The sequence below is a fragment of the Curtobacterium sp. NPDC089185 genome, assembly GCF_040685235.1.
GTDB classification, from domain to species: domain Bacteria; phylum Actinomycetota; class Actinomycetes; order Actinomycetales; family Microbacteriaceae; genus Curtobacterium; species Curtobacterium citri.
On record NZ_JBFBHK010000007.1, the window covers coordinates 1 to 23118 of the forward strand.

A 23118-nucleotide genomic window follows, 5' to 3' on the forward strand; every position below is an offset into this window, starting at 1 on the left:
GCCCACGCCCGCGAAATGGGGGCCGATCCCGACAAGCCCGCCCCTTTCTTCTTCGCCAAGCCGGGCGACGCCCTGGTCTTGCCGACCCGCACCGCGCCTCCCGTCCGACGGTCGCGTCAGCGACTCACCAGGCGTAGTCCTCCGGCGAGGTCTGGTGCCCCGGGAAGATCTCGTCGAGGCGCGCCAGCGCCGCCTCGTCGAGACGGATGTCGAGGGCGCGGACCGCCGACTCCCACTGCTCCATGGTGCGCGGGCCGGTGATCGGCGCGGTGACGCCCGGCTGGTGCAGCAGCCACGCCAGGGCGAGCTCGCCCGGGGTGTGGCCGAGCTCCTTCGCGAAAGACTCGTAGGCGGTGAGCTGGTCGCGGTGGCCCTCGACGTACTCGGCGCTGCGGCCGGAGAGGCGGCGGGACCCGTTCTCGGTCTTCTCGATGACGCCACCGAGCAGGCCGCCCTGCAGCGGCGACCACGGGATGACGCCGAGGCCGTACTCGCGGGCGGCCGGCAGCACCTCGCGCTCGACGTCGCGCACGACGAGGTTGTAGATCGACTGCTCGCTGACCAGGCCGAGCGTGCCCCGACGGGCGGCGGCCTCCTGCGCCTGGGCGATGTGCCACCCGGCGAAGTTCGAGGAGCCGACGTAGAGGACCTTGCCCTGCTGCACGGCGACGTCGACCGCCTGCCAGATCTCGTCCCACGGGGTTGCCCGGTCGACGTGGTGGAACTGGTACAGGTCGACGTGGTCGGTCTGCAGCCGGCGGAGGCTGGCGTCGAGGGACTGCCGGATGTTCAGCGCGCTGAGCTTGCCACCGTTCGGCCAGTCGATCATCTCGCCGTAGACCTTCGTGGCGAGCACGGTCCTCTCGCGCCGGCCGCCGCCCTTCGCGAACCAGCGGCCGATGATCTCCTCGGTGGCGCCCTTGCCCACCGAGCCGCCGTAGCCGTTGGCGGTGTCGAAGAAGTTCACGCCGAGCTCGTGCGCCCGGTCCATGATCGCGTGCGAGTCGTCCTCGCTGGTCTCCGGTCCGAAGTTCATGGTGCCGAGCACCGCCCGTGACACCGACAACCCTGTCCGTCCGAGGTGTGTGTAGTCCATCACTCCGGTCTACGCGCGTCGCGGTGTGCGGACCAGGCCCTGCGGGTACCGGTCACGTGCGGGGCGTAGAACGGGAGGTCCCGACGGAAGGAGCCGCCATGCCGGCCAAGGACGAGATCCCGAGCACCCTGCAGCGGTCGCCGGAGCACGCGCAGGAGATCTTCGCGAAGACGCTCGACTCGGCGAACGAGACGTACGGCCCCGGCGAGCGAGCGCACCGGACGGCGTTCGCCGCGGTCAAGCACGAGTACGAGAAGGTCGGTGACCACTGGGAGGAGAAGGAGTCCTCCGGCCCGTCCGACGACGGCGCAGCGGGCACCCGCGGGTCCGGGGAGACCCAGGGCGGTGTCGACGCGAACGCGACCAAGGCACACCTCATGGAGGTCGCGAAGCGGCTCGACGTGCACGGGCGGTCGACGATGGACAAGGACGAGCTCGTGCAGGCCATCAAGCGCGCGAACGACCGGGCGACGGCGGCCGCGCGGAAGTGAGCCGGTGCATGCCCTGCCCGGCATGAGCGGTCCGGTCGGGGGAGTAGCGTGCCGCGGATGAACACCCCAGCACTCCGTGGTAGCCGGATCCTCGGGTTCGGCCACCACCAGCCCTCCCGTGTCCTGACGAACGACGAGCTGTCGACCATGGTCGACACGAACGACGAGTGGATCACCACCCGCACCGGCATCAAGACCCGCCGCATCGCGGGGCCGGACGACAGCGTGGTGTCCCTGGCGATCGAGGCCGGCCGCAACGCGATCGCCGACGCCGGTCTCCAGCCGTCGGACATCGGACTGGTCATCGTGGCCTCGACGACGCACCGGGAGCGGTCGCCGTACACCGCCGGCCGGGTCGCCGCAGCGCTCGGGATGACGAACGGCCCCGCGCCGATCGACATCAACACCGCGTGCAGCGGCTTCGAGTACGCGATGGCCCTCGCCGACCAGTCGATCCGGGTCGGTGCCACCGACACCGCGCTCGTGATCGGGTCGGAGACGCTGTCGAGCATCGCCGACTGGACGGACCGCTCGACCTGCGTGCTCGTCGGCGACGGGGCCGGTGCGGCCGTGCTCGGCGTCGCCGACACCGCGGAGATCGGGCCGGTCTCGTGGGGGAGCGTGCCGCACCTCAACGAGGCCGTGCTCGTCACGCGCGACCCGGAGTACTTCACCCAGCAGGGGCGCTCGATCTACCGCTGGGCCATCACCGAGGCCGAGGGGCACGCCCGTGCGGTCGTCGAGGCCGCGGGGCTCACGATGGACGACATCGAGGTCTTCGCCTTCCACCAGGCGAACCTGCGGATCATCGAGCCGCTGGCCGAGGCGCTCGGCGGAGCGGACAAGTACGTCGTGCGGGACGTCGTCGAGTCGGGGAACACGTCCGCGGCGAGCGTGCCGCTCGGCCTGTCGAAGGCGTGGCAGCGCGGGGAGCTGCCCGAGGACGCGCTGGCGCTGCTGTTCGGCTTCGGGGGCGGGTTCGCGCACGCCGGGCAGGTGGTGCGGACGCCGAAGCGGCGTGCGTGACGGCGTGATCCGCTGACGGACGGGAGGCGCGGTGCCGGCTGGCACCGCGCCTCCCGTCGGTCAGCGCGCGGCTCGATGGGTCGGGACGGGCTGCGTGCGGTCGAGCTGGGCTCGGCCGGGCTGTGCTCGGCTGGGCTCGGCCGGTCGTCAGTCGCGGTCGTCGCGGCGCGGCGTCTCCGCCCAGAGGTCCTCGTCGTCGCGGTCCTTCCGACGCCACGGCAGCGCACGGCGTTCGCGGTCGCCCGACTTGTCCGGCTTGTTCGCCTGGTCCGTCTTGTCCGACGCCTTCCGGTCCTTCGTCGGCTTCGCCTCGAGCACGACCGTGAAGTGGCGCGGCGGCAGGCCGAAGCCCTCGCGCGACGCCTGGATGACCCGCTTGCCGAGGGCGTGGTTGCCCAGCCCACCGACGGCGGCGCCGATCCCGAACGGCAGCGCACGACCGAGCACCGACGTGCCCTGGCGGGCGGCGAAGCGCTTGATGAACTGGTCGCGGACCTTGCCCCCGATGCCGCTGACCACCTGCTTCGGCAGCGTCGAGGTCACCATCTCGCCCCAGAACGCGTTCCGTGCCGGGCCACCGGCGGCCTGGCCGGCGAGCTGCTTCACGAGCTGCGTCCCCGGGGCGCCGAGGATCAGGGCCATCACGAGCGTGCGCGACCGCTCCGGGTCGTCGAGGGCGATGCCGTGCACCTCGGTGATGGACTGTGCGAACAGGGCGGTCGTCTCGAGGAACCCGACGGTCTCCGCACCGCTCAGGCCCAGGGCCGCGACCATGCCGACGCCGGGGATCACCGCGCTCGCACCGACGGCGGCACCACCCGTCGTGACGGCGGTCAGGTACTGCCGCTCGAGGATCTGGACGATCTCGGCCGGGCTCGCGTCCGGGTGCCGGCGGCGCAGGGCGTTCACGTGCGCGACGACCACGGGGCGCTGGACGGCGATGACGCGGTCGAGGATCTTCGTCCACCCGCCGGGACCGTCCGGCGTGGGGGTCCGGTCGTCGCGGGAGTCGGACTGGACCGGGGCGGGCGGCATCGGCACGATCGCCCCGTCGTTGTGCTGTCGGGCCATGCGGGTGACGGTACGCCCGGGCGGTGGGAACTCCTCCGGGATCCTCGGCCGGCGGCACCGCGGAGGCGGGTCTCACGAGCACGGCACCCCCGCCCGGAGGAGCTTGACGCGCAGCCGCTCCGGTTCCACGAGGTCCGTCCACACCACCCGGACGACCGTCCGTACCTCGGGGAACGAGCGCACGAAGTCCTCGCGCTGCTTCTCCTGCCAGTGCGCGGCGGCGACGTCGGCGGCGGCCGTGCCGTACTTCGCGCGACCGTCCACCTCGACGACGACGCCGTGGTCCGGGAACCAGAAGTCGACCACGGCGGTGCGCTCTCCGGGCCGCGAGAAGACGTGCTGCTGCTCTGGCTCCGGCGTCCCGAGCAGCCGGAAGCGCACGCGGCACATCGACTCCGCCGGCGAGTCCGAGCGCGGCGACCCCATCGCCACGGCGGACGCCGCCTTCGACCGACCCTTCGGCCCGAGCAGTCCGACCTCACGACCGAGGTCCTCGGTCGTGGCGCACCGCCACCGCAGGACGTGGTCGAGCACGGGCAGTGCGAGCAGCAGCGGGCGGCTCGAGGCGATGTCGACCGCCGTCCGCGCCGGGGACGTCGTCAGGAGTCCCCGGTGGTCCCGGTGGCCGGACGGCGGCCTGCTCGCGACGCCGTGCCGCACGAACCACGCACTCACGCGCGTCCCGTCGGCCGACAGGTCCGCCACGTGCACGCGGGACGGCCAGCTGCCCACGACGGGGAGGCCGAGCACGGCACAGGCGGACTCGTGGCTGAGTCGGTCCTGCGGGCGGAGCCGGGGGAGCGAGGCGCGGACGAGCAGCACGTGCCGTTGATCCGGTCGCAGCCCGGTGGTGCTCCCGCGGCGGACGAGGACCCCGGGGCGGATCCGTTCGTACTCGCCACGCGCCGTCGCTCGTTCGAGTGCGCGTCGCTCCGCGCTGGGCAGGTGCGCCGTCCGCACCAGGTCGATGTCGTCTGCCTCGGTCATGCTCCGAGCCTGGCGGCGGGGAGAGCGGCGCCGCAGGACGACGGCGCTGCCGGTGGGGAACGATGACCGAACGGCGTCCTGTGCAGGACGATGCGCTGCCGATGCCCGCGCATCATGCGACACGGCACACGTCGATCGACGCGCGGCATGTCGAACGATGCACGCGCATCCGATGCGGACGCAGGAAGCGACGTTGCACGTGTCGATCGACGTGCGCGATGTCGCAGAACGCGTGCGACGCAGCGCCGCGCGCCGAGCGCCGCGACGCCGCGACGCCGCGCGCTACCGCCGGGCGAGCTCCGCGCGCAGCGGCAGGTCCTGGTCCTCGAGGATGAACTGCGCGCCGACCGCCGTGCGGCCGTTCACCACGACGGGCGCGAGCAGGTTCACGGTCGTCCCGTCCGCGCCGGGGTTCGCCACGACGAGCAGCATCGCGTCGGCGGCGTCGGTCAGCCCGATCGTCGTCGCCTGCTCGTCCGTCAGCTCCGGCGCGTAGTCCGGCAGGTGCACGGCCGCGTCGAGCAGGTAGAGCCGGGCGTCGCCGCCGGTGAGCGCGAAGAGCCCCTCGGCACCCTCGACCGGGGCGAGCGCGAAGACGGGTTCCGGCGACAGCCCGAACGGTGGGACGGGGAAGGTCAGGTCGATGCTCATCGGAGGTAGTCCATCAGGGTCGGCTGCAGGACCTTCGCGGTGACGGCGAGGGCTGCCTGGTAGGTGGTCTGCTGCACCTGGAGGTCGAGGACGGCCCCGGCGAGGTCGAGGTCCTCGATCCCGGCGCGGCGGTTCTCGAGCGACACCGAGGCGGTCTTCAGCGTGTCCTGCGCGGCGAGGGCGGCGGCGTGCCGGACCCCGACGTCGGCCTGTGCGGCGCGGACCGAGTCGATCGCGGTGTCGAGGTCGTTCAGCCTGGGGTTCACGTTCACGCCGTCCTGGAGGTCCGCCACGATGCGGTCGATCGCCGCGAAGGCCGAGGTGTCCCCGGTGCCGAAGGCCGCGGCGCCGGAGGTGTCGACGCGGATGGTCCGGTCGTCGCCCACCCGGCGCGTGACCGCGGTGGTGGCGGCAGCCCACCCGGCGTCGTCGGTGTGCGCGGCAGCGGCCGTGGACGACCCGGCGAACACGGAGCGGGTGCCGTACTTCGTGTTGGCGGTCGCCTCGAGGTCGGCCTTGAGGGCACGGAACTGGGTCACGAGGGCGTCGCGGTCGGTGTCGCCCATCGTGCCGGAGTTCGCGGCCTGCACGGTGAGGTCGCGGACCTTCGTCAGCACGGAGTACGCGCTGCCGAGAGTGCTGTCGGTCGTGGCGAGCCAGCCGACGGCGTCGTCCGCGTTCCGCGTGTACTGCGCGGCGGCTGCCTGCTCCTTCCGCACCTGCATCGAGGCACCGGTGCCCACCGGGTCGTCGGACGGCTTCGCGATGGCCTGCAGCGTGGTGGCGCGCTGGGTCGCCTCGGCGACGCGTGCGGCGTTCGCCTGCAGACGCTCGCCGGCCGCCGCCATGGTCATCTGGGTGGTCACTCGGGTGATCACGGTCAGCCCCTCCCGACTATGCCGACGCGGTTGATGAGCGTGTCGAGCATCTCGTCGACCGCGGTGAGGACGCGCGCCGCCCCCTGGTAGGCGTGCTGGTAGCTGAGCAGGTTCACGTTCTCCTCGTCGAGGTCCACTCCGGCACCCGACTGCTGCTGCGTGCGGGCGCTGGTGAGCGCGAGTCCGGTCAGCGTCGTCTCCGATGCGGCCGTCCGGGAGGCGCTGCCCACCCCCGCCACGAACGTCGCCCAGGTGCTGTCCGCACCTCCGGCGACCGACCCGAGTCGCGAGAGCGCGTCGGCGAACGAGTCGTCGAGTTCCCCCGCCGCGTTCCGCGTCGCCAGGCCGCTGCCGTCCGTGGGGACGACCGACAGGCCGCGTGCGGCCGGGGTCCCCGTCGCGAGCGCGAAGAACGGCGCTCCGGTGACGCCACCGGGGGTGGTCCCCTGCGCGTGTGTCGCGTTGACGGTCGACGCCAGCTGCGTCGCGACCCGGTCGTAGGACGCGGACGCCTCGGCCAGTGCGCCGCCCGTGCCGCCGGAGGCCGGTGCGAGCAGGGTCAGCGCCCCGCCGATCGACCCGCCGTCGAGGCCGACCGTGCCGGCGCTGCCGGAGGTCCACCGCAGGGTGACGGGCTGCCCGTCGGCGAGGCGTGCGCCGCCCTCGAGGGCGACGGTGCGGACGGTGTCACCCTGCACGAGCGGGTTGCCGCCGAGCAGCACGTCGACCGTGCCGTCGGTGTTCGTGCGGACGGTGCCGCCGGCGAGGCCCGCGATCTGCTGCGTCAGCTGGTCGCGCTGGTCGAGGAGCTCGTTCGCGTTCCCGCCGCCGGCGAGCGTCGCCCGGATCCTCCCGTTGAGGTCCGCGACCTGCGCGGCGGTGTCGTTGAGCTGGCCGACCTGGGTGGCGGCGGTGGCACGGACGGTGGTCCACTGGTCGTCGACGGCCCGCGAACCGCCCGCGAGGGTGCTCGCGACGGTGGACGCCGCGGCGATCACGGCGGACGCGGCACCGGGGTCGTCCGGGTGCGCGGCCAGGTCGCCCCACGACGACCAGAAGCCGTCGAGCTTCGTCGCGAGGCCGTTCTTCCCGGGTTCCTGCAGGCCGCCCTCGAGCGTGGACAGCGCGGTCGCCCGGGTCTGCGCCCACGAGGACGATCCGGTCGCGGCGCGGACCCCGGCGTCGAGGGTCAGGGAGCCGAGGCGCGCGATGCCGTCGACGGACACGCCCTGCCCGGCGAGGGCCGCGGTGCCGCGGACGAAGCCGGTCTGCACGGCGGGCACGGACGACTGCGTCACGCGCTGGCGGGTGTAGCCGACGGTGCCGGCGTTCGCGATGTTCTGCCCGGTGACGTCGATGCCGGCGCGTGCGGCGGTCAGGCCGGAGTAGGCGGTCGCGAGGGATCCGAAGGTGCTCACCACGGTGCTACAGGGTCCCCTCGAACAGGCGGGCACCGTCGGCGCGGGAGCCCGAGCTCCCCGACGCGTCGTACGTCGCGGGGTCGGTCACGGTCCCGGCGAGGGTCTCCTCGGTGGACTGGGCGGCCGTGCGGAGGAAGCGGTCGTTCTCGTCGCGGAGCGCGCCGATCTGGCTGGTCAGCTCGACCATCGCCGTCAGGTGCGCGGCGAGGATCTCGCCCCAGGGGCCGTTCGGCGCGGCTGCGACCACGTCGCGCAGGGGAGCATCGGGGTCGACGCCCCACTCCTCGGCGACGGCGGCGCTCGACGCGGCCCGCTCGAGGCCGGTGCTGCGGAGGCGCTCGAGGACCTGCTCGACCTCACGGCTGGCGTGCGAGACCCAGCGGGAGCGGCCGGCGGCGAGCAGGAGCTGCTCCTCCTCGAGCTTGAACGTCAGCAGTTCGAGCAGTTCGCGCTCGCGCCAGAGGACGGCGGACAGGTCGTTCACGCTCATGGCTCCTCCCGGTACGGGTTCGGTGTCGGCGACGTTCGGGTCGTTCCGGTCCGCCTTCCGGTGGACACCGACGACTATCGGTCCGGCGGGGCGCGACGTAAGCGGCTTCCGGACAGCGCGCCGATCCGGACCCGGCCGAGCCGGGCCTCCCGTCCGGCCGTTCCGGACCCAGATCGGGGGACAATCTCGGCGGTTCCGGGGCGGTTGTCCGCCGAAGTGCGGACCGCTCTGGCCCGTCGTCCCCCCGCACTGGGGACGTTCCCAGCCTCCCCGGGGACTTTCCCAGCCGATACATTCGAACCGCACCGCGGGGGACACCCCGCACCGCGTCGCAGGGACGCGGGACGCACCGCCCGGAGGATCCGGGTGGTTCTTCGACGACCGCGCCGGCCTCCCGAGGGCCGGTGTCCGTCGTGCCCACGGACGGGTCAGTCAGCAGGTCGACCAGGGGAACACACATGGACCGCAACGCACGCAACGCGATGATCGTGGAGCACCTGCCGCTCGTCGGCTACATCGTCGCCGACGTACGGGCGCGTGCCACCCACCTCGACCGCGACGACCTGGCCGCCGTCGGATCCCTCGCGCTCGTCGCCGCCGCGGAGTCGTTCGACCCGGACCTCGGCGTGCCGTTCGGCGCCTACGCCCGCACTCGCATCAACGGCGCGATCGCCGACGACATGCGCTCCGCCGACTGGGCCTCCCGCGGCACCCGGAAGCGCATCCGCGAGACCCTCGCCACGCAGGAGGCGCTGTCCGCCCGGCTCGGTCGGTCGGTCGGGGTCCAGGAGATCGCCGATGCCATGGGCGTCGACCGCGACACCGCCGCCGCCGCGATGGCCGACGCCGCCCGCACCGTCAGCCCCATCGACGAGACCGTGCACGACACGGTGGCGACCGACCAGCCGCTCCCCGGTGAGGACCTGCTCGAGGCCGAGAAGCGCCGCTACCTGCGCGCCGCCGTCGCCGCGCTGCCGGAGCGCATGCGGTACGTCGTCGAGAACGTGTACTTCGGCGACCGCTCGGTGACCGAGGTGGCCGCGGAGCTGGGCATCACGCACTCCGCCGTGTCGCAGCAGCGCTCCGAGGCGATGCGGCTCCTGCGCGACGGCCTGGCCGAGCACTACGGCGACGGAACCGCGGTCGAGCCGGTCTCCCGCACCACCGCCGCCCGCCGCAGCGCCTACCTCGCCCGGGTCGCCGCGAACGCCGCCGCCGGTGTCGCGCGGGCCGTGCACGACGCCTCCGCACCGACGGCCGTCGCGGCGGGCTAGCCCTTCGGCGAGGGAAATCTCGCCGATCCCCTAACGACCTCGGCCCGACGGCCGAGAGTCCCGGATGTCAGCCCACGGACGGGCAGACGTCACCACCACCCAAGGATTCACGGAGGAAACCACCATGGGTATGTCCATCAACACCAACCTCTCGGCACTCAACACGTACCGGAACCTCAACGCGACGCAGAACGACCTGTCGAAGTCCCTCGAGAAGCTCTCGACCGGTCTCCGCATCAACCGCGCCGCCGACGACGCTTCGGGCCTGACGATCTCCGAGGGGCTCAAGTCGCAGGTCGGGGGCCTCACGGTCGCCGCCCGCAACGCACAGGACGGCATCTCCGTCGTGCAGACCGCTGAAGGTGGCCTCACCGAGACCCACTCGATCCTCCAGCGCATGCGCGACCTGGCCGTCCAGGCCGGTAACGACTCGAACAACGAGACGTCGCGTGACGCCATCAAGACCGAGGTCGGGCAGCTCCAGCAGGAGCTCGGCCGCATCGCGGACTCGACGAACTTCAACGGCATCAAGCTGCTCGACGGCAAGGCGGCGACGTCCACGGCTGGCGCCGCGACCGCTGACGGCAAGCTGACCTTCCAGGTCGGTGCCAACGGTGACGACTCCAGCAAGATCGTCGTCGACCTCAGCGGTGCGAACGTCAGCAAGATCGCGTCGAACCTGACGGTGGACGCTGCTGCCGACGGCACGGCCGCGAAGCTCGACTTCTCGACCAACGCCGGCGCGCAGGACGCCATCACGAAGATCGACGCCGAGATCAAGAACGTGTCCGCTGCTCGTTCGAACATCGGTGCGGTCCAGAACCGCTTCGACCACGCCATCAACGTGACGAACGTGGCCAAGGAGAACCTGACCGCGGCGAGCTCGCGCATCACCGACGTCGACATGGCGCAGGAGATGGTCAAGTACACCCGCGACAACATCCTGAGCCAGGCCGGCACCTCGATGCTCGCGCAGGCGAACCAGAGCACCCAGGGCGTGCTCTCGCTCCTCCGCTAGCACCACCGACGCCGCCGTCCGGAGGACTCCGAGTCCCCCGGACGGCGGCGTCACCGCACCCACCGCGACCACCACCCGACTCCAGGGAGCCCTCGATGTCGTCCGTGTCGGGCAACAGCCTCGCGATCGACGGTCTCGTCAGTGGCCTGAAGACCACCGACCTCATCAACTCGCTGATGACCGTCGAGCAGGTCCCGCAGACCCTGCTCAAGAACAAGCTCACCGACACCAACTCGTTCGTGTCGTCGCTGCAGACGATCAACTCGCTGGTGCAGACCCTCGCGACGAAGGCCGGCGACGCCGCCAAGGCCTCGTCCCTCGACGTCTTCGGCGCCACGAGTTCCTCGACCGGGGTCACCGCGACGACCGGTACGACGGCCAGTGCGGGATCGGTCGCCTTCCAGGTCGGCTCGACGGCCGCGGCCCACGTGGGTGTCACCGCGGCGATGTCGACCTGGTCGTCCGCGGCGGAACCGCTCACGATCGTCGGCGCCGACGGGAAGAAGACCACGGTCACCCCGGCCTCCGGTTCCCTCGACGACACCGTCGCCGCGATCAACAAGGCGGGCGTCGGGGTCAGCGCCACCAGGGTGTCGTCCGGCACCGACGCCGACGGCACCAAGCTCTACCGCCTGCAGCTCACCGCGACGACGACCGGTGCCGCCGGAGCCTTCTCGGTGTACCGCGGTACCGCCGACGAGGTCACGGCGGGTACCGCGACGAACGTGTTCACCCAGCAGGGCGCTGCGGTCGTCACCCAGGGCAGGGACGCCAGTGTCACGCTGTGGGCCGGGACCGCGGCCGCGCAGACGGTGACCAGCGCGACCAACACCTTCCGCGACCTGCTGCCCGGCGTCGACGTCACGGTCACCCAGCCGACCACGGACCCGGTCACGGTCACCGTCGCCCGGGACACGACCAAGGCGCAGGCGGTCGCGTCCGGACTCGTCGATGCCCTCAACGCCATCACGTCGTACTACGGCACGAACACCGCCGTGACGAGCACGACGAGCCCGACCACCGGGACGACCGCGACCAAGGCCGGCGTCCTGACCGGGGACGCCACCACCCGTGACGCCGTCCAGCGGCTGACCACGACGATGTCGACACCGGTGAACGGGAAGTCGCCGTCGTCCATCGGCGTCGTCATCCAGAAGGACGGCAGCTTCACCTTCGACCCGGACGTCTTCCAGAAGGCCCTCGCGACCGACCCGCAGGGCACCCAGGCCATGCTGTCCGGCATCGCGACGAACGTCGGCGCGGCAGCGACCGCGGCGTCCGACAAGTACACCGGGTCGATCACGACCTCCATCGCCGGTCAGCAGTCGGTCGCGAAGGACCTGTCCACGCAGATCGACAACTGGACGGACCGGCTCACCGCTCGACGCGCGACCCTGCAGGCCCAGTACTCCGCGCTCGAGACCAGCCTCAGCAAGCTCCAGTCCCAGTCGGCGTGGCTCTCGAGCCAGCTGGCGTCGACCTCGACCTCGAAGTGACGGGAACGACCATGAACGCGTTCGACCTGCAGTCCGCCGCCTTCCGGCAGGCCGCCCAGCCCCGCACCGTGACCGACCAGCGTCGCGCGCAGTACACGAACGAGGCCGTGCTCTCGGCGACGCCGGCGCAGCTCGTGACCATGCTGTACGACCGCCTGCTCCTCGACCTGCACCGTGCCGAGGCCGCGCAGACGACGTCCGACTGGGAGACCGCGCGCGAGCAGCTGCTGCACGCGCAGGCCATCGTCGGCGAGCTGTCCTCGACGCTCCGCATCGACGTGTGGGACGGCGGCGAGGGACTGCTGGCGATCTACAACTACGCGTCCACGTCGCTCATCACGGCGAACGTGCACCGCGACGTGCAGGCGACGCGGGACTGCATCCGGATCCTCGAACCGCTCCGGCAGTCGTGGCACGAGGCCGCCGCGGCACTGCCGGCGACGCAGACCGTGTCGACCGGCACCGGGGGAGCGCTCGGTGTCGCCTGAGACGCCCGCGCCCGCGCCCGCGCCCGGGTCGGCACCAGCGCACGAGCAGGAGGCCGCGGCCCACGACGCCTGGGTGACCACGCTGGACGCGCTCGAACGCGACCTGTCCGCCGACGCGACCACGACGTGGACCGAGCCGACCGGGCTGGGACCGGTGCCGCGCGACCTGGTGGGGCGTGCCTCCCGGCTGCTCGCCGCGCAGCGTGACCGCGCCGCCGACCTCGAGACGGAGCGACGGCGGACGCTGGAGCACCTCGGCGCGCTCCGCCGGGTCGCGGCGACCGACGAGCCGCGCGGGTCCGTGTACCTGGACGCCTCCGCCTGACCGGACCGCGGCGGTGCGCGTGTCGATCGACACGTGCTGTGTCGCAGGACGCGCGCCGACCACGCGCGAGCGCACCCGGACCGTACCCGGCCCCCCGTTCGGGGCGAGCGCTTACGCCGCCGACGGCCGCCGTCGATAGCGCACCTCGAGCACGGATCGCTCACCACTCCCGGCCACGGATCGGCCATCTCCAACCCGGCGACGTCGGACGACGTCGCGCACCGAGGGGACCGGTCCCACGTGTTCGATTCCGTGACGAGCGTCGCGCTGCAGAGTGCGCTCGACGGCCTGTCGCTGCGACAGCGCACCATCGCGAACAACATCGCGAACATCAACACGCCGAACTACCGCGCCGAGAAGGTCCGCTTCGAGGACGCCCTCGCGGACTCGATCGTGCACGGCGACGGACACGCGACGGCGACGACGGCGCGGAGCCTCGAGCCGACGAACACGAACGGCAACAACGTCAACCTGGACCAGGAGACGCTGTCGAACATCGACACCGTGCTCCGGTACCAGTTCGCGACGCAGGCGGTCGGTGGCGAGGCCACGAGCCTGCGCACGGCGATGCGGACCAACTCGTGACGACCTTCGACGCGATCGGCATCGCGAGCACCGGCCTCACCGTGCACCGGAAGTGGCTCGACGCGATCTCGGACAACATCGCGAACGTCAACACCGTCCGGTCGATGGACGACTCCGCCTTCCAGGCCCGCTACGTCGAGGTCCAGGAGGGCGCCGGCACCTCGGGCGCCTACGTCAAGGGGGCCGCGTTCGGCAGCGCCGCCGGTCGCGTGACGTACGACCCGGACAACCCGCTCGCGAACGCCGAGGGCTACGTCCGGATGCCGGACATCGACCTCGGCACGCAGATGGCGGACCTCATCATGGCCCAGCGCGGCTACCAGGCGAACGCCGCCGTGGTCGACCGTGCGAAGACCGCCTACGAGGCGGCACTGCAGATCGGGAAGAACTGATGCCCATCGACGCACTGAACGGTGTGACCACGAACGCGATGACCCGCGCCTTCGGCGGGACCGACGTCACCGGCACCGCGCCCTCGACCGGCACCACCGGCACCGGCGCGGCGACCGGGGACGGGTTCGCGAGCAGCCTGACCAACGCGGTCGACGGCCTGCAGGAGCTGCAGAGCACCTCGAAGACCCTCGCGCTCAAGGCCGTCACGGGCAACCTCGACGACATCCACGACGCCACCATCGCGTCCACGCGCGCCCAGGTCACCCTCGAGCTCGTCGCCGCCGTCCGCAACAAGGGCGTCGACGCGTTCAACGAGATCATGCGGATGCAGGCCTGATGCCCGCCGCGATGCAGAACGCGTGGGCCCGCCTGACGGGCTACGTCAAGGGCTTCTCCGCCGCACAGCGCACGATCGCCGTCATCGGCATCGCCGCGCTGGTGCTCGGCGGCGTCGCGCTCGCGAGCTTCCTCGGCAAGGCGTCCTACGCGCCGCTCTTCACGGGGCTCGCCGCGGCGGACGCCAGTTCGATCACCGACCAGCTGCAGACCGACGGGGTGCCGTTCCAGCTGACGGACGGCGGCGCGACCATCCTCGTGCCGCAGGACAAGGTCTACTCGGAGCGGCTCAAGGCCGCGTCGAACAACCTGCCGTCGTCGAACGAGGGCGGCTACTCGCTGCTCGACAAGATGGGCGTCACGAGCTCCGAGTTCCAGCAGGACGTCACGTACAAGCGGGCGATCGAGGGCGAGCTGGCGAAGACCATCTCGGCGATGGACGGCGTCAAGACCGCCACCGTGCAGCTCGCGATCCCGGAGAAGACCGTGTTCGTGTCCGAGGAAAAGGACCCGACCGCGTCGGTCTTCGTCGCGACCGAGAACGGCACCCAGCTGACGACGGACCAGGTGCAGTCGATCGTGCACCTGACCAGCGCGGCGGTCGAGGGCATGCAGCCCACCGACGTGTCGGTCGTCGACCAGAAGGGGCAGACCCTCTCGGCCGTCGGCACCGGCGCGACCGGCAGCGGCGCCGACCAGGCCGCCGACTACGACACCACGACGCGGCAGAAGATCCAGGACCTGCTCGACACGACGCTCGGCCCGGGCAACGCGAGCGTGGTCGTCTCGGCGACCATGAACCAGGAGTCCGGCACCCGGACTTCGGAGAGCTTCGCGCAGCCCACGAGCGGCCCCGTCGCCCTCAACGAGTCGAGCACGAAGGAGCAGTACGGCTCCGGGTCCGGCGCGGGTGCGGGTGCGACCGGGGTCCTCGGCCCGGACAACATCGCCGTGCCGAACGGCACCGCGAACGGCACGAACGGCACCACGGCCTCCGGCGACGGCGGCTACGAGAACGAGTCGGCGACGAAGAACAACGCCGTCGACAAGACGACCGAGACGACGCAGATCCCGGCCGGCGGCGTGCAGCGCCAGACCATCTCGGTCGCGCTGAACTCCCGTGCCCAGTCGGTGCAGAACGCGAACCTGCAGAGCATCAACGACCTCGTGTCGGCGGCGGCCGGAGCGGACAACACCCGCGGCGACCAGGTCCGCGTCGCGATGATGGACTTCGACGACACCGCCGCCAAGGACGCCGCGAAGGCACTGCAGCAGCAGCAGCAGGACGAGCAGCAGCAGGCCATGTGGTCGACCATCCGCACGGCCGGCATCATCGCCGCGGTCCTCGCCGCTGCGGTCGTGCTGGCGATCGTCCTGGCCCGTCGCGGTCGCCGCCAGTCCCGCGAGGCGGTGGACGTCGGCGAGCTCGACGCCTTCGCCGGTGAGACGTTCGAGCTGCCGCTCGGCGTCGAGGACGACCTGGCACTCGGCGACGTCGACGCGCCGACGGTCGCCCTGCCGACCCTGCCGCACGACGACGCCCCGACCGAGGTGCTCACGACCGACGAGATCAGCGCCGAGCGTCGCCGCCAGGAGATCTCCGCCCTCGCCGAGCGCGACCCGAAGCGCACGGCCGACCTCCTCCGCGGCCTGCTCGACGACCGGACCTCGGTGTGAGCGCCCTCGTCCCGGTCCCCGCGGGCGGCGGGACCGCCGACCGCGCCCTGACCGGCTCGCAGAAGGTCGCGCTCATCCTCATGCAGATGGAGACCGAGCGCGCCGCCGAGGTGATGAAGCAGTTCACCGAGCTCGAGGCCGAGGAGATCTCCGCCGAGATCGTCCGCATGCGTCGGGTCGACGACACGGTCGTGGACCGGACGATGTCCGAGTTCCACCGCATCACCCAGCGCGGTCGCGTGCAGAAGCGCGGCGGCAAGGACGCCGCGCTCGGCCTGCTCGAGGCGTCGTTCGGGTCCGAGCGCGCCGCGGGCGTGATGGACCGGCTCGCGTCGAACCTCGCGGGCCAGTCGTTCGAGTTCCTCGACGACGCCGAACCCGGCCAGGTCGTCAGCCTGCTCGAGGGGGAGCTGCCGCAGACCATCGCCCTCGTGCTCGCGCACCTGAAGCCCGGGCAGGCCAGCGCCGTGCTCGCCGGCGTCGACGACCGCACCCGGACGGACGTCGCGCAGGCGTTCGCGACGATGGGCACCGCCACCCCGGAGGCCGTCGGCATCGTCGCCGGGGTGCTGCGGCAGCGCGCCGGCGCGGTCGTGTCGCCGCGCGAGAGCATCGAGGTCGTCGGCGGCATCGCGCCGCTGGTCGAGATCATCAACCGCTCCGACGTCGCGACCGAGAAGGCCGTGCTCGAGGGACTCGAGGCGCGCGACCCCGAGCTCGCCGAGGACATCCGGTCGCGGATGCTCACCTTCGAGGACATCGTCAAGCTCGAGTCGCGCGACATCCAGCAGGTGCTGCGCGGCATCGACTCGAAGCTGCTCGCGACCGCGATGAAGGGTGCACCCGCGCCGGTCGTCGAGACCATCCGCGCGAACGTCTCCGAGCGCAACCGCTCGGTGCTCGACGACGAGCTGCAGAACATGGGGCCGGTCCGCGTGTCGCAGGTCGAGGAGGCGCGCGCCGAGGTCGTCCGCTCCGTCCGCGAGCTCGAGGCCCAGGGCACGATCACCGTCCACCGCGCCGAGGAGGACGAGCTCGTTGACTGACACCGTCGTCCAGCGCGTCGCGTTCCCGGTCCTCGGGAGCGCGACCACGCGCGACCTCGCCGCCGCTGCGGACGTCCGGGGGCACGCCGCCGGCTACGCGGCCGGGCTCCGCGCCGCGCAGGCCGAGACGGACGCGCTCCGCGCCCGGCTCGAGGCCGAGCACGCCGCGCGCCTCGCCGCGCTGCACGCCGAGGCGGTCCGTCGCGTGCAGGTCCTCGACGCCGCCACCGCCGCGCTGCTGTCGCAGGTCGTGCCGGTCCTGCGGGACGCGGAGGAGTCGCTCGTGCAGGCGTCCCTCGACCTCGCCGAGGCCGTCGTCGGGTACTCGGTCCGCACCGCCAGGTCGGCGGCCGACGGTGTCGACGACGGCCGGGAGGCGCTGCCCGCCCCCGGTGCGGAGGCCACCGTCCGGCGCGCACTCGCCGCGGTCGACGCGACGGTCGCCCTGGCCGTCCGGGTCAGCCCCGCCGACGCGGCGCGGGTGGCCGACGCCGGGTTCACGGTGCCGGTGGTCGGCGACCCGTCGCTCCGCGACGGCGACGCCGTCGTGGACCTGCCGGACGGGATGCTCGACGCGCGGCTCGGCGCCGCGCTCGACCGCGCCCGCGACGCCCTCGGGGTGCCCCGGTGACCGCGACGCTCCTCCGCCCGCGCGGCCTCGACGAGGCCGTCGCGCAGGCCGGCCCGCAGCGCGTCGGCGTCGTCACCAGTGCGGTTGGCCTCGGGCTCACCGTCGCGGGCCTCGACGCCCGCATCGGCGACGTCGTCACGGTCGGTGCCGACGACGGCCCGCAGACCGCCGTCGAGGTCGTCGCCACCGACGCCACCGGTGTCCGGTGCATGCCGCTCGGCCGCCTCGTCGCCGTCACCGCCGGGACCCCGGTGCGTCCGACCGGTCGTCCGGTGCTCGTGCCGACCGGTGCCGGGCTGTTCGGGCGCGTGCTCGACGGCCTCGGCCGGCCGATCGACGACCGCGGGCCGCTCGACACCGACGGCTGGGTGCCGCTCGACCACCCGACCCCGAACGCCATGGCGCGGACCCGGATCGACGCGCCGATGCAGCTCGGCGTCCGGGTCCTCGACACCCTGACCACCGTCGGACGCGGGCAGCGCATGGGCCTGTTCGCCGGGTCCGGCGTCGGCAAGTCGTCGCTGCTGTCGATGATCGCCCGCGGCAGCGACGCCGCGGTCAACGTCATCGCCCTCGTCGGGGAGCGCGGGCGCGAGGTCCGCGAGTTCCTCGAGGACGACCTCGGCGCCGAGGGGCTCGCCCGTTCGATCGTCGTCGTGTCGACCTCGGACGAGCCGGCCCTCATGCGCCTGCGCGCCGCGTTCGTCGCCACCCGCATCGCCGAGTCCTTCCGCGACGCCGGGCAGGACGTCGTGCTCATGATGGACTCGCTCACCCGCGTCGCGATGGCACAGCGCGAGATCGGCCTGTCCGTGGGGGAGCCGCCGGCCACCCGGGGGTACCCGCCGTCGACGTTCTCGGTGCTCGCCGGACTGCTCGAGCGCGCCGGGACCGACCGCGTCGGGAGCATCACCGGGCTGTACACCGTGCTCGTCGACGGGGACGACCACAACGAGCCGATCGCCGACAGCGCCCGCAGCATCCTCGACGGGCACGTCGTGCTCGACCGGAAGCTCGCCGTCACCGGGCACTTCCCGTCGGTCGACGCCCTCGGGTCGATCTCCCGCGTCGCCTCGAAGGTCACCGAGCCGTGGCAGCGCGCCGCGGCGACGGCGCTCCGGAAGGTGATGGCGGCCCGGCGGAACGCCCAGGACCTGCTCGACGTCGGGGCGTACCAGCGCGGATCGAACCCCCTCGTCGACGCCGCCGTGGACCACCAGGACACCATCGACGCGTTCCTGCGCCAGGGGATGGACGAGCAGGCGGACGCCGACACGTCGTGGCGCGCGCTCGACGCCCTCGTGGCACGGCTGGGGGTGGCCGCCTGATGGCCCGACGCTTCCCCCTCGCCGGGCTCCTCCGCCTCCGGCACGCCGAGCAGGACCGCGCGGCGGCCGCCCTCGCCGCCGCCAACGACCGGGTCCGGGACGCCGCCGACGCTCGGATCGCGGCCCGCCGGAACCTCGCCGACCGCGAGGAGACCAGCGCGGTGACCGACGCGGCGACGCTCAGTGCCCTCGCCGCCGCGCGCGCCTCGACCCGGGGCATGCTCGAGGAGCTCGACGCCGTCGCGCGGTCGCGACGCACCGAGGCCGACGAGGCCCAGACCACGTACAACACCGCGCGGCGTGCCGCCCTGGGGCTCGAGAAGCTCGAGGCGCACCACGACCGGGAGCAGGCCGCCGAGGACCTGCGGACCGAACAGAACGCCCTCGACGAGATCGCGGCACGACGCCGCACGGAAGGTGGTGCCCGATGAGCGTGGACGCCGTGCTCTCCCGGATCGCCGAGATCCGCACGCAGATCGACGCCCTGCACGCACCGACGACCGACCGGACGAACGGCTCGACGACCGGCTCGACGACCGGCTCGACCGCCTCGACCGAGGCGTCGACCGGCGCGTTCGCCGACGCCCTCGCCACCGCGTCCGCTCCCGGGGGCGCGTCCGCCGCGGCGACCGCTGCGGGGACGGCACCGGCGACCGCCGCCCCCGCGACCTCGGTCGACGCCGGGCGCGGCACCCTCGCGACCGGCAGCGGCGCCACCGGGTCCGACGTGGTCGCCGCCGCGAAGAAGTACCTCGGGGTGCCCTACGTGTTCGGTGGGGAGAGCCGCTCCGGGATGGACTGCTCGGGCCTCGTGCAGACGGTGTTCAAGGACCTCGGGGTCACCATGCCCCGCGTCGTGCCGGACCAGGCGGACATGGGCGTGCCGGTCGGATCGCTCGCGGAGGCGAAGCCCGGCGACCTCATCATCCCGAAGGGCGAGCAGCACATCGTCATCTACGTCGGCGACGGCAAGGTCCTGCACGCACCGCGTCCGGGCAAGGACGTCCGCATCGTCGACAACTGGTACAAGGACTCGGACATCGCGACCATCCGTCGCATCGTGCCGAGCGAGGCGGCCGCACCCGCGGCGGTCCCGGCGGCATCGTCGGCGACCGCGCTGCAGTCCGCGACGGACCTGCAGACGGCGGCCCTGCTGTCGATGATGCGATCGGGGAGCGCCGCGTGAGCACGATGACGATCGCGGCCCCTCCCGCACGCCCCGCCGCTCCCGCGAGCCCCGCCGGCGCGCAGTCCGGTGCGGGTACGTCGTCCGTGCCGTTCGACGCCGCCCTCGCCGCCGTCACCGGGACCGGAGCGGACTGCGCGCAGCAGCCCGGCCCGGATCGCTCCGGCACGGAGGACGCCACCACGACCGCTCCCGCCGTCGTCATCCCGGCCGTCGTCGCTCCGGCCGTCGTCGCTCCGACCGTCGCCGTGTCGGCCTCGCTCGTCGACCCGGCCCTGCTCGGGGCGCTGCCCGTCCCGACCCCGGTGCCGACCGTGCCCGTCGACGCCGCTGCTCCCGCGACGGGCGCGCCGACCGCCCCCGCGGCGGGGGCCACGGCCCTCGCCCCGGCACGCGCCGACGCGTCGTCCGTCGCCGCCCTCGCCGTGCCCGCCGCAGGCCGGACCACCACGGAGGACGTCGCCGGCAGCGCCGGTACCGCGTCGGTGGTCCCGGCGCCCGTGCCCTCGACCCCGAGCAGCAGCACCGCCCCGGCGGCGAGCGGAGCCGCGACGAGCAGCCCCCTCCCGACCGCGACCGGGGTGCCCGGACGCGCCCTCGCGGCGCAGCCGGTCGGTCCGGCGACCCCGACCCCGGAAGACGCCCCCGCCGGTGCACCCGCCCTCACTGCCGCCCCGGCGACCCCGACGCCGGGTGCCGGCGTCCCGGTCGCCGCCCCGCAGCGCGACGCCGCGGAGGCCGTCCGTCCGGGCCAGCCGGCCCCGGCGGCGACGGCCGCGACCACCGGTGCACCGGTCGTGTCGACCGGACCGGCCACCGGGGGCAGGACCGGCCACGGGGCGGACCGCGGGCCGACCGGGCAGGGCGACGCGGGCCTCCCGGCCGTGCTCCCGACCCGCGGCGGCGAGACGCCGTTCGTGGTCCCCACCCCGGCGTCGACTGCGCCGGCGACCGTCGCCGGTGCCGCCACGGCGAACGCTCCGGCCCCGCTCGCACAGCAGCTCGCACGTCCGCTGTTCACCCTCGCGCAGGCGGGTCCGGGGGAGCACGTCGTGACCGTGCAGGTCTCGCCCGACGCGCTCGGTCCGGTGACGGTGCGCGCCCACGTCACCGCGCACGGGATGCACGTCGAGCTGTTCGCGGCGTCGGACGCGGGCCGTGACGCGGTCCGCCAGGTACTGCCCGACCTGCGCCGCGACGCCGCCGGCAGCGCGGTCGTGACCACGCTCGACCTGTCGTCGCAGAACCACCCCGACGCGCAGCCCGGCCGTGACGACCGGCGGACCCCCGCAGGTTTCCGACCGGAAGCCGGCCCGGAGGCCCGCCCCACCACGACCGCACCGGTCACCACCCGCCCGACCACCGTCCGATCCGTCGGACTCGACGTCCTCGCCTGACGCGGACCGAAGGAGGACCACCATGCCCCTCGACGGCATCACCGGATCGGTGGACGCGGCCACCCAGGCCGCCGCGGTCGCGCAGACCGCGAGCGCGAAGAAGTCCCAGACGATGGACTCCGAGGTGTTCATGAAGCTGCTCGTCACGCAGCTCCGGAACCAGGACCCGTCGTCCCCGATGGACACGAACCAGATGATCAGCCAGCAGACGCAGCTCGCGATGATGGAACAGGTCAGCAACCAGACCACGACGGCCAACGAGAACTTCTCGCTGCAGATGCGCATGGCCGCCGCGAACCTCGTCGGCAAGCAGGTCAGCTACACCGACGCCACGACCGGGACCGCGGTCTCGGGGACCGCCACCGCGGTGTCGTACGCCGCGAGCGTGCCGACCGTGACCGTGAACGGGAAGGAGGTCGACCTCGACGTGATCTCCGGTATCAAGTCCGCCTGACCCGCTCCCTCCTCCCTCTTCCCCACCTCGTCTTCCTTCCACGAAAGGTCGCACCATGCTCCGCTCGCTCTACTCCGGCATCTCCGGTCTCCGTTCGCACCAGCAGATGCTCGACGTCACCGGCAACAACATCGCCAACGTCAACACCGTCGGCTTCAAGTCGTCGACCACCGTCTTCCAGGACACCCTGTCGCAGATGACCCAGGGCGCCGGGGGACCGCAGACCGGCATCGGCGGCACGAACCCCGCACAGATCGGCCTCGGCGTGCAGGTCGCCGGCGTCTCGACCAACTTCGCCCAGGGTTCGGCGCAGGCCACCGGCAAGGCCACCGACCTGATGATCTCGGGCGACGGGTTCTTCGTGACGCGCCTCGGCAACGACACCGTCTACTCGCGGGCGGGTGCGTTCGACTTCGATGCGAACGGCCGCCTGGTCACCGCCGACGGCAAGATCGTCCAGGGCTACTCCGCCACGAACGGCGTCGTCAACGACGGCGGCGGCCTGAGCGACATCATGCTGCCGGTCGACGCGGCCGCCCCGGCGACCGCCACGAGCTCGGCGACCGTCAGCGGCAACCTGCCGTCGGACACCGCCGTCGGCCAGACGCTGAACCGCGACGCAACGGTCTACGACCAGTACGGCACCAAGCACACGCTGTCGCTCGGCTACACCCGCACCGCCGGCGGCTGGTCCGTCTCCGCCTCGAACGGGCAGGGCACCTCGGCGACCGGCGCGATCACCTTCGGCGCGGACGGCAAGATCACCAGCGGCCAGACCATGCAGGTGGGTGGGATCACCGTCGACATGACGCAGCTGTCCGGCTTCGCGACGCTCAACACCGCGTCGATCTCGTCCCAGAACGGCCACGAGGCCGGCTCGCTGCAGGGCTACTCCATCTCGAAGGACGGCACGCTCGTCGGTTCCTTCTCGAACGGGTCCTCGCTCGCGATCGGCCGCATCGCCCTCGCGACCTTCGCCAACCCCGCGGGCCTCGAGAAGACCGGGGCGTCGGGCTACCGCGCGACCGCGAACTCGGGCAACGCGAACGTCGGCGTCCCCGGGTCGGCCGGCATCGGCTCGCTCGCCTCGGGCACGCTCGAGATGTCGAACGTCGACCTGTCGCAGGAGTTCACGAACCTGATCGTGGCGCAGCGCGGGTTCCAGGCGAACGCGCGCATCATCACGACCTCGGACGAGGTGCTGCAGGAGCTGACGAACCTGAAGCGGTAGGGCTGGTCGGGCTGATCGCGTCGGTCGGGCGGGTCGCGGTCTGCACAACGGGAGGCACGTCGCGCCACGGGATTCCGTGGTGCGGGGTGCCTCCCGTCGTTCGGCGACGTGTCGCACCAGGTGTCAGGAAGCTGCCGGGTCG

26 protein-coding genes are annotated in these 23118 nt (G+C 72.9%); 19 read left to right on the top strand and 7 right to left on the bottom strand.

What is annotated here, in order from left to right; translation table 11 throughout:
- Positions 1-124: 124 nt before the first annotated feature.
- The gene (locus tag AB0N84_RS09240) at positions 125-1096 is read right to left on the bottom strand and encodes an aldo/keto reductase (protein ID WP_363545473.1); all 972 of its coding nucleotides are present in this window, start codon (positions 1094-1096) and stop codon (positions 125-127) included.
- Between the two features lie 98 nt (positions 1097-1194).
- Here AB0N84_RS09240 and AB0N84_RS09245 point away from each other — a divergent pair, with 98 nt between their 5' ends.
- Both AB0N84_RS09245 and AB0N84_RS09250 read left to right on the top strand, forming a co-directional pair.
- Positions 1195-1587 (top strand): ChaB family protein, encoded by a 393-nt coding sequence (locus AB0N84_RS09245; protein ID WP_363545476.1) that lies wholly within the window; start codon positions 1195-1197, stop codon positions 1585-1587.
- 57 nt (positions 1588-1644) lie between these two features.
- Positions 1645-2613, top strand: a complete 969-nt coding sequence (locus AB0N84_RS09250) for a beta-ketoacyl-ACP synthase III (RefSeq protein WP_069710998.1) — start codon at positions 1645-1647, stop codon at positions 2611-2613.
- Positions 2614-2760: 147 nt separating this feature from the next.
- Here the strand turns inward: AB0N84_RS09250 and AB0N84_RS09255 are convergent, their stop codons facing one another.
- From AB0N84_RS09255 to AB0N84_RS09280, 6 genes are all read right to left on the bottom strand, one after another.
- Positions 2761-3684, bottom strand: coding sequence for a hypothetical protein (locus tag AB0N84_RS09255; protein ID WP_363545481.1), 924 nt, complete (start codon positions 3682-3684; stop codon positions 2761-2763).
- A 72-nt stretch (positions 3685-3756) separates the two neighbouring features.
- Positions 3757-4671, bottom strand: a complete 915-nt coding sequence (locus AB0N84_RS09260) for a hypothetical protein (RefSeq protein WP_363545484.1) — start codon at positions 4669-4671, stop codon at positions 3757-3759.
- 282 nt (positions 4672-4953) lie between these two features.
- On the bottom strand, positions 4954-5322 hold the full coding sequence (locus tag AB0N84_RS09265; RefSeq protein WP_363545487.1) for a flagellar assembly protein FliW: 369 nt from the start codon (positions 5320-5322) through the stop codon (positions 4954-4956).
- Positions 5319-6200 carry a flagellin gene (locus tag AB0N84_RS09270; protein ID WP_363545490.1) on the bottom strand — a complete coding sequence of 294 codons (882 nt, stop codon included), beginning with the start codon at positions 6198-6200 and terminating at the stop codon, positions 5319-5321. Before AB0N84_RS09270 ends, AB0N84_RS09265 begins: the two co-directional genes overlap by 4 nt.
- A 2-nt stretch (positions 6201-6202) precedes the next feature.
- The gene (gene flgK, locus AB0N84_RS09275) at positions 6203-7618 is read right to left on the bottom strand and encodes a flagellar hook-associated protein FlgK (RefSeq protein ID WP_363545493.1); all 1416 of its coding nucleotides are present in this window, start codon (positions 7616-7618) and stop codon (positions 6203-6205) included.
- A gap of 7 nt (positions 7619-7625) precedes the next feature.
- Positions 7626-8111, bottom strand: a complete 486-nt coding sequence (locus AB0N84_RS09280; protein WP_363545496.1) for a flagellar protein FlgN — start codon at positions 8109-8111, stop codon at positions 7626-7628.
- A 458-nt stretch (positions 8112-8569) separates the two neighbouring features.
- Between AB0N84_RS09280 and AB0N84_RS09285 the strand changes: the two genes are divergently transcribed.
- The 17 genes from AB0N84_RS09285 to AB0N84_RS09365 all read left to right on the top strand — a co-directional run bounded on the left by AB0N84_RS09285 (position 8570) and on the right by AB0N84_RS09365 (position 22976).
- Positions 8570-9385, top strand: coding sequence for a sigma-70 family RNA polymerase sigma factor (locus tag AB0N84_RS09285; protein WP_363545499.1), 816 nt, complete (start codon positions 8570-8572; stop codon positions 9383-9385).
- A gap of 124 nt (positions 9386-9509) precedes the next feature.
- Complete coding sequence (locus tag AB0N84_RS09290; RefSeq protein ID WP_363545502.1) at positions 9510-10403, top strand: flagellin; 894 nt, start codon at positions 9510-9512, stop codon at positions 10401-10403.
- Between the two features lie 95 nt (positions 10404-10498).
- On the top strand, positions 10499-11899 hold the full coding sequence (gene fliD, locus AB0N84_RS09295; protein ID WP_363545505.1) for a flagellar filament capping protein FliD: 1401 nt from the start codon (positions 10499-10501) through the stop codon (positions 11897-11899).
- A gap of 11 nt (positions 11900-11910) precedes the next feature.
- Positions 11911-12387 carry a flagellar export chaperone FliS gene (gene fliS / locus AB0N84_RS09300; protein ID WP_363545508.1) on the top strand — a complete coding sequence of 159 codons (477 nt, stop codon included), beginning with the start codon at positions 11911-11913 and terminating at the stop codon, positions 12385-12387.
- Entirely contained in the window at positions 12377-12712 is a 336-nt protein-coding gene (locus AB0N84_RS09305) for a hypothetical protein (protein WP_363545511.1), read from the top strand. The genes fliS and AB0N84_RS09305 overlap by 11 nt, the downstream gene beginning before the upstream one ends.
- A gap of 240 nt (positions 12713-12952) precedes the next feature.
- On the top strand, positions 12953-13297 hold the full coding sequence (locus AB0N84_RS09310; RefSeq protein ID WP_069710987.1) for a flagellar basal body protein: 345 nt from the start codon (positions 12953-12955) through the stop codon (positions 13295-13297).
- Positions 13294-13689, top strand: coding sequence for a flagellar basal body rod C-terminal domain-containing protein (locus AB0N84_RS09315; RefSeq protein WP_069710986.1), 396 nt, complete (start codon positions 13294-13296; stop codon positions 13687-13689). Before AB0N84_RS09310 ends, AB0N84_RS09315 begins: the two co-directional genes overlap by 4 nt.
- Positions 13689-14027, top strand: a complete 339-nt coding sequence (gene fliE, locus AB0N84_RS09320) for a flagellar hook-basal body complex protein FliE (RefSeq protein WP_363545516.1) — start codon at positions 13689-13691, stop codon at positions 14025-14027. The genes AB0N84_RS09315 and fliE overlap by 1 nt, the downstream gene beginning before the upstream one ends.
- Positions 14027-15703: a flagellar basal-body MS-ring/collar protein FliF gene (gene fliF / locus AB0N84_RS09325; protein ID WP_363545519.1), complete on the top strand. Its 1677-nt coding sequence runs from the start codon at positions 14027-14029 to the stop codon at positions 15701-15703. The genes fliE and fliF overlap by 1 nt, the downstream gene beginning before the upstream one ends.
- On the top strand, positions 15700-16749 hold the full coding sequence (fliG, locus tag AB0N84_RS09330) for a flagellar motor switch protein FliG (protein WP_083263635.1): 1050 nt from the start codon (positions 15700-15702) through the stop codon (positions 16747-16749). The genes fliF and fliG overlap by 4 nt, the downstream gene beginning before the upstream one ends.
- On the top strand, positions 16742-17380 hold the full coding sequence (locus tag AB0N84_RS09335) for a hypothetical protein (RefSeq protein ID WP_363545522.1): 639 nt from the start codon (positions 16742-16744) through the stop codon (positions 17378-17380). Before fliG ends, AB0N84_RS09335 begins: the two co-directional genes overlap by 8 nt.
- The gene (locus AB0N84_RS09340; RefSeq protein ID WP_289459123.1) at positions 17377-18708 is read left to right on the top strand and encodes a FliI/YscN family ATPase; all 1332 of its coding nucleotides are present in this window, start codon (positions 17377-17379) and stop codon (positions 18706-18708) included. Before AB0N84_RS09335 ends, AB0N84_RS09340 begins: the two co-directional genes overlap by 4 nt.
- Positions 18708-19139 (top strand): hypothetical protein, encoded by a 432-nt coding sequence (locus tag AB0N84_RS09345; protein ID WP_069710981.1) that lies wholly within the window; start codon positions 18708-18710, stop codon positions 19137-19139. Before AB0N84_RS09340 ends, AB0N84_RS09345 begins: the two co-directional genes overlap by 1 nt.
- Positions 19136-19894: a C40 family peptidase gene (locus AB0N84_RS09350; RefSeq protein ID WP_363545527.1), complete on the top strand. Its 759-nt coding sequence runs from the start codon at positions 19136-19138 to the stop codon at positions 19892-19894. Before AB0N84_RS09345 ends, AB0N84_RS09350 begins: the two co-directional genes overlap by 4 nt.
- A gap of 5 nt (positions 19895-19899) precedes the next feature.
- Complete coding sequence (locus tag AB0N84_RS09355) at positions 19900-21291, top strand: flagellar hook-length control protein FliK (RefSeq protein WP_363545760.1); 1392 nt, start codon at positions 19900-19902, stop codon at positions 21289-21291.
- Between the two features lie 22 nt (positions 21292-21313).
- The gene (locus AB0N84_RS09360; protein ID WP_069710978.1) at positions 21314-21745 is read left to right on the top strand and encodes a flagellar hook capping FlgD N-terminal domain-containing protein; all 432 of its coding nucleotides are present in this window, start codon (positions 21314-21316) and stop codon (positions 21743-21745) included.
- 55 nt (positions 21746-21800) lie between these two features.
- Complete coding sequence (locus AB0N84_RS09365) at positions 21801-22976, top strand: flagellar hook protein FlgE (protein ID WP_069710977.1); 1176 nt, start codon at positions 21801-21803, stop codon at positions 22974-22976.
- Positions 22977-23118 lie beyond the last annotated feature (142 nt).